Source organism: Endozoicomonas sp. SESOKO1 (assembly GCF_024606265.1).
Lineage (GTDB): Bacteria > Pseudomonadota > Gammaproteobacteria > Pseudomonadales > Endozoicomonadaceae > Endozoicomonas.
Map to the genome: position 1 here is coordinate 1 of NZ_JAHHPP010000349.1, position 5,277 is coordinate 5,277.

Sequence of the window (5,277 nt, forward strand, 5' to 3'; positions counted from 1 at the left end):
CCTCAATTTTCTGCCATCCTCGCTACGGGGACGCCCAGTCGGGCGCTATTCTCGGACAGCCTCCTAAATATTCTAATAATTTACCCTCTGCCTGGTCATAAAAGCAGGGAATTCGTGGGTTAAAGAACGTTGGGTATTTATTGGCCTGTATGCCCATAAAACGACGCTGGCCTTCCATTATGATGTGGGCAAACTCAGTGGCGGATTTCGCGGTAATCGAGTCGGCATCCAGAATAATGGACGGGGGCTGATTATGTCTGAGCAGCTCGCGGTTAATCAGGTAAACGATCGTTCTGCCATTGCCGTCAGCAAAATAGTGCAGAAACATCAAACGCTTTGTCAGCCAGGCAATGGCAAAACGAACGGCTGTCGGCTCCGAAGTGATTTCCAGTGCTTTACTGTAGTCAACCAGCACTTTTTTCAATAGTTTTGTCCTGCGAATAGCACCTTTGACAGGATCCACACTAAAAGTTCTGACAGTGACCTTACCGGGGCACTTATCATTTGGCGAAACATACCCACGAATATTAAAAACCGGGTGATTTTCAGGAGAAATTTCATTCATCTCATCATATTCTTGATCACAAACGTGAGTGAACAGGATCATTTCCTCGTAACCAGACGAGGTAAACTTTTCTTTTGGGATATCAAATAGATGCGTTGTTCCAAAAACATTGGTTGGCGTTAGGGAACTTCCATGCCAGGTCTTGACATCTTTCGTCAGCAGTTGATGAATCTGATGCAATATCTCAAGACTCACCGGTTGCAGATCACCACGAAGCGAACGTTCCAACAGGCCTGCAAAGCCTGTACAAAGATTATGAACCGTATTGGCGGCAAAGTTCTGGGCATCGGCCCCCAGAAAATAGTCGTCCATGGAACCAAACAGCATTGGCAAATAGCATGCAGGAAATCCCCGGGTAAGTGGATGCCTGTCCATGGCAACCTGTAATTCCGGCAGGGACTTCCTGTGGCTGATTATGCCATCGACGATGGCATCATAGGTTCCATCCGGGTGGTGCTTAAAGGTGCCAAGAAGTTTATTTGCCATGGATTTCCTGGATCCAGACAGCCCGAAAAAAGTGGCATCCATCAGCTGAAAAAAAACAGCCTTTACCTCACTGTCTTTTAATACATCACCGACCAGTCCATCATCGCTTTCAGTGACAGGCACCCTTTTTCCAAGCAGGGCATCGATCAGAATACCTGCGACAACAGGAAAAAATCTAATTACCCGGGGAGCATAACTGTTATCACAATCAGGATTGGGTGGCTGCACAAATTTCCGGCAAAGCCCGATATCATTTTCCAAAAATGCCTTCAAGGCATGATGAACCGCTGTTGTCACTGCCTGATTTTGGGCTGGGACGCCAGAGACTTTCCGGGTAGATAAAGTCCCGACCGACAACGTCCCAACCAGACGTTGCAACCTGCCATATTCGCTACAGGTTGCGCCGGAAGCCATGTCTGACAGGTCAATATGTTCACAGGGTGTAACACGGTGGGAACCCATACTGGCACTGGAACGTTCTTGTGGATAAGCAGGGTGAGTCTGGACGAGGCAGGGGGCAGATGAGCCTGAAACTGTATAGTTATCCATAGTACACCGGCTTTTATTTTTAGTAGACCAAACTTTTATTGGATGTGGACATTTAAAAAATCAAAAGGTTCAAACCAAAAAACAAGGGAATACCGGCGCTAATGGAAAATGACAGGGAAAATAATGACTGGAGAAAGCACTGCCGACATCGTCGGCAGGCTTAAAAGGAACGCCTTATGCCACTGGCATCATGCAGCTAAGGCACCCATCGCATACTGGCTGCGAAGCTCCTGAATACGGTTCATGTAGTTGTTGTATTCAGGAGATCCGTGATGGGCATAGTGCATGTTCTTGAACAGGCCTGTCAGCTTGATAAAGTAATCACGCACTTCTTCTTTCTCGCTGAAGTTATACTGCTGACGAATCAGGCTCACCACCAGGTCAAAGTTTTCCTGCTGGCGATGGATCGGGCAGGAAGCGTCCACATCGTCAAAAGCGTCCTGCTGCAGATACACCATGTCCAGCATGTAAGACTTCTGGAAAGTCACGTAGTCTTCCAGGGTAATACCCTCTTCACCGGTTACCTGCATCATCTGGTTGATGCTGTCACCGCGTACCAGCAGTTCCTGCATCTCCCTGACGTTGCTGACCCACTCCGGTGACAGGTTTTTGGAGTACCAGTCTTCCAGCTGATCCAGGTAACGGGACCAGGAGATCAGCGGATCAATCGCCGGGTAGAAGCGCTTGTAAGCACGATCATAAGACAGACCAAGGAATGCCTTTACGGTACTCAGGGTCGCCTGGGTCACAGGCTCTTCAAAGTTACCACCGGCCGGTGATACCGAGCCGATCATGGTCAGGGAGCCTTCGTCACCGTCTTCGTTGCGCACCACGCCACAACGCTCGTAAACCCCCTTGATGGCAGAGTCCATGTAGGCAGGGAAGCCTTCTTCTCCGGGGATTTCTTCCAGACGGTTAGAGGTTTCACGCATGGCCTGGGCCCAGCGGGAAGTGGAGTCAGCCAGGGCCAGAACGTTATAGCCCATCTGGCGATAGTACTCACCCAGTGTCAGACCGGTATAGATGGAGGCTTCACGGGCAGCCACCGGCATGGACGATGTATTACAGATGATTACCGTGCGGTCAATCAGGGCACCGCCGGTCTTTGGATCCTGCAGGTGCGGGAACTCTTCAATGGTTTCTACTACCTCACCGGCACGCTCACCGCAGGCCGTGACAATAACGATATCCGCATCGCAGTAACGGGAGAAACCGTGCTGCAGTACTGTCTTGCCGGAACCGAAAGGTCCGGGGATACAGCCGGTGCCACCACGGGCAATCGGGAAGAAGGTATCAACGATACGGGTGGTGGTGATCAGCGGCTGGTTAGGGTAAAGACGCTCGGTCTTGCCTTTGGCGGCGAGGGTTTCAGAGATTGACTTACGCACCGGCCAGCGCTGGTACATGGTCAGGGGAATTTCTTCACCCTTATGGTTTTTCACCCGGGCCACCACGGTGTCAACAGAGAAGTTACCTTCCTGAATCCAGACCACTTCCACTTCGCCCACGGTATCAAAAGGAATCATGATTTTGTGGGTAAAGCGGCCTTCCGGAACGGTACCAAAGGTTTCACCGGCACGGAGTTTATCGCCGATTTTAGCCACGGCAGTGAATGCCCAGTTCTGGGTACGGTCCAGGGACTCAACCTGGACACCACGCTGCAGGAAGCGGCCATGCATATTAGCCAGACGCTCCAGCGGGTTCTGCAGACCGTCGTAAATCATACTGAGAATACCAGGGCCCAGATCCACAGACAGCATGTGCCCGGTCTGAATAATCAGGTCACCGACAGCAACGCCACGGGTTTCCTCAAACACCTGGATATCCGCCGTGTTACCGCGAACACGGAGAATCTCGGCCATCAGCTGCTCTTCCACCGCTTCATTGGCGCGACGGCTTGGCAGTACATAGACCACCTCGTTCTTGACCAGCGGCTTTTTCGCACCATCTTTTTTGCCTGATGTAGCCACCGGGATGCTCTCGATGGTGATGATATCACCCATCACCGCTACCACCCGGGCAGAGGCCTGTTGCATCAGATCTGTTTTTGTCTCTTCAGTCATGTGTATAACCGTTGTCGTAAATCGTAAACGAGGGAACTGTGTTGATTACTCTGATCGCTTTCCGTTGCCCGTTTCCCGTTGCCCGTAAAAGCACATTCGGTTTCTGCTTTTTCGGGCTGCGGGTGGCGGACAGCGGCTTATAAAAGTTTCAGTAAAATGAGGTCAAGACAGTCCTGTTGACGTTTAATCCGGGGAACCCGGCAATTGGTGGGCAAACTCGCCCAATGCCTGCTGGGTCAGCTCATTAAACCGAACCACTGCCTCTTCGCCATTGTAGGAGGTCCAGCGCGCCACCAGGTTCCAGCGAAGCAGATAGATCACCACAGCTTCAAAGTCGAAACGATGTCTGGCACCAAGCTCATTCAGCTTGTTCCACACGGCTTCCATCACTGTTTTTTCCAGCGTCAGGTAGTCTTTTTTACTCAGGCATTCAACCGCCACCGGAATCCATGGGAATGCATGCTGCAAACCGAGGGTTGGATGATTCCAGTTATTGCGGATGTAGGCGTAGCGGCTACCGTAACTCCATTTCGCAGACGTTGGAGCCTGTATACCATTGGCCTTTCGTCTCAGGGCCGCAGCAATGGTCCGCATATCGAGACGCCAGTTCACCAGCTCTTTCAGGTCAGGACTGTCCAACTCCTGCAACAGCCGTTCTGCCAGGTTGATCAAATACTCTTCTTTGATCTCTTCGCCCAGATGGCTCCAGTGAACCAGCTGTTCGACCTTAACCAGGGTTTCACGATCTGCCGTGGACAGCATGGCCAGACGACGGTCCAGCTGGATTCGGGAGATAGGCGTAATCTTGCTGTTAAACAGTGAGTCAATATGCGGCAGCGATGTCAGCAGGGTATAGTAGGCATTTTCAGCCATGGCATTCTCCTTGGGAGCAGCCCCTAAGCATTGTCCGATGAAGAGTCTGATGAAGAAGCCCCTGTCCGTTCACCCTGAGCGGAGTCGAAGGGTGCCTGGCACGATCTATCTCGTGGGTCCGGTGTTTATGCCCTTCGACAGGCTCAGGCCGATCAGGGTTCGCAGGCTCACAATCATGGAACTTATTCAGGGACTACTCCTTAACATGAGCGTGATGGCAAACATTAATTTGCCATCACGAACTGACACCACCAATTATTTAATAATGCCTTCAAGCAGGGCACGGAAACGTGGCTGCAGGTGCTTCAGCAGAACCGCAGCAACCGCTTCATCGGTCAGCTCTACCTGGATATCCTTGTCTTTCAGACGGAACGCAATACCACTCTGGCCAGCACCACCAACGGTGAACGTCACACCGTCCTGAAGCATATCACTGGCACGCTTCATGGCGAACTCCAGCAGGCCACCGGCCTTGAGAAGCTCAGGATTGTCACGCAGTTCATCCACGCCGATGACTTTTCTGGGCAGGATAACTTCGATGTTGTTTTCGCCACGCAGGTTGTTCTGGCCAGCGACTTCCAGAATCATCGCTTCCAGCAGCTTGTCGCCTTCCATGGAATGGCTGACCACCGCACGGATCTGGTCAGAGAATTTTTCCAGCAGATAGTCTTTCAGCTCAAGGATGGCATTACGTTCAGCCAGCTGCAGCGCTTCTTTACCTGCCTTGGTGATAAAATCCGC

The 5,277-nt window shown here is 51.4% G+C and carries 4 protein-coding genes; all 4 read right to left on the reverse strand.

Going from position 1 to position 5,277, the window contains the following annotated elements:
* Positions 1-22 precede the first annotated feature (22 nt).
* Positions 23-1,600, reverse strand: coding sequence for a hypothetical protein (locus tag KDK13_RS16045; RefSeq protein ID WP_257285988.1), 1,578 nt, complete (start codon positions 1,598-1,600; stop codon positions 23-25).
* A gap of 188 nt (positions 1,601-1,788) precedes the next feature.
* Positions 1,789-3,663 carry a V-type ATP synthase subunit A gene (locus KDK13_RS16050; RefSeq protein WP_257285989.1) on the reverse strand — a complete coding sequence of 625 codons (1,875 nt, stop codon included), beginning with the start codon at positions 3,661-3,663 and terminating at the stop codon, positions 1,789-1,791.
* A gap of 183 nt (positions 3,664-3,846) precedes the next feature.
* Entirely contained in the window at positions 3,847-4,536 is a 690-nt protein-coding gene (locus tag KDK13_RS16055; RefSeq protein WP_257285990.1) for a hypothetical protein, read from the reverse strand.
* A gap of 255 nt (positions 4,537-4,791) precedes the next feature.
* Positions 4,792-5,277: hypothetical protein (locus tag KDK13_RS16060; protein WP_257285991.1), on the reverse strand; the 486-nt coding region annotated here is incomplete at its 5' end.

Excerpts from the sequence above, each read along its gene's own strand:
- KDK13_RS16055 (WP_257285990.1), bottom strand. The coding sequence starts at position 4,536 with ATGGCTGAAAATGCCTACTATACCCTGCTGACATCGCTGCCGCATATT.
- KDK13_RS16050 (WP_257285989.1), bottom strand. The coding sequence starts at position 3,663 with ATGACTGAAGAGACAAAAACAGATCTGATGCAACAGGCCTCTGCCCGG.
- KDK13_RS16045 (WP_257285988.1), bottom strand. The coding sequence starts at position 1,600 with ATGGATAACTATACAGTTTCAGGCTCATCTGCCCCCTGCCTCGTCCAG.